The following is a 1,144-nucleotide window of genomic DNA, read 5'->3' on the forward strand; positions in this document are numbered from 1 at the left end:
ACGCCTGCGATGCGCGCCACACTTTAACTCCTTAAAAAGAGGCTCGACGCTTGTCCGCCGACCCTACTCAGCACCATCCATTAGAGGGGGCGCATTATAGGAAGGCAGGCCTAAGAGTCAATCCATTCAAACCGTGCTCGGTTGAAGAATCTCTTCAATCGAGCGTGTTACGTCGGCGATGTCCGCCATCCCGTCAATCGTGCGCAGAACGCCCCGGCCCTGATAATAAGGCAGAATCGGTGCTGTCTGATCGCGATACACTTTCAATCGTGCGGACACGGCATCCACCGTATCGTCCGCCCGACGCGAAAATTCCGTGCTACCACAAGCATCGCAAACCCCTGCGACCTTCGGCAGCTTGAACATGTCATGGTACCCTGTACCACAGCTCTTGCAGGTATAGCGGCCAGTAATGCGCTCGGTCAGCGCCGCCTCGTCCACCCGCATCTCGATGACATGATCGAGCTTCAAGCCTTTTGCCACCAGCATCGCGTCCAGGCCTTCCGCCTGGGCCACCGTGCGCGGGAAGCCATCGAGGATGAACCCCTTCGCACAATCCGGCTGCGCGATGCGCTCGGCGATCATGTCGATCATGAGCGTATCGGGCATCAACTGCCCCGCCGTCATGACCCGCTTGGCTTCCTGCCCCAACTCGCTGCCCGATGCTACAACGGCGCGCAGCATGTCGCCCGTCGAAAGCTGAACCAGACCATGCGTATCCTGTAGATACCGCGCCTGGGTGCCTTTTCCGGCCCCCGGCGGCCCCAACAGAATGATGTTCATCCACGCCTCCCTCGCAGTTTGGCCTTTTTGATTAGGCCTTCGTATTGATGCGCCACCAGATGCGAATGGACCTGCGCAACCGTGTCCATTGTCACTGTGACTACAATGAGCAGGCTTGTCCCGCCAAAGTAGAAAGGCACCGAATACTGCGAGATGAGAAGTTCGGGAAGCGCGCAAATTGCCGCGATGTAAACCGCGCCTAAAACCGTGAGCCGCGTCAGCACATGATCCAGGTGATCGGCGGTGTTCTTACCGGGGCGAATCCCCGGAATGAAACCGCCGTGCTTCTTCAGATTATCCGCCGTTTCCACCGGATTGAACACGATGGCAGTATAGAAGAACGAGAAGAACAGGATCATGC

2 protein-coding genes are annotated in these 1,144 nt (G+C 57.7%); both read right to left on the minus strand.

Translation table 11 applies throughout. The features are described from left to right. Positions 1-126: 126 nt before the first annotated feature. Positions 127-783: an adenylate kinase gene (locus tag VZ95_RS16935; RefSeq protein ID WP_045776901.1), complete on the minus strand. Its 657-nt coding sequence runs from the start codon at positions 781-783 to the stop codon at positions 127-129. Continuing rightward, a partial coding sequence (locus VZ95_RS16940; protein ID WP_045776902.1) for a preprotein translocase subunit SecY occupies positions 780-1,144 on the minus strand: 365 nt, incomplete at its 5' end. The genes VZ95_RS16935 and VZ95_RS16940, both read right to left, overlap by 4 nt.

It is taken from the genome of Elstera litoralis (assembly GCF_000963705.1).
In the GTDB taxonomy this organism is placed as follows: domain Bacteria; phylum Pseudomonadota; class Alphaproteobacteria; order Elsterales; family Elsteraceae; genus Elstera; species Elstera litoralis.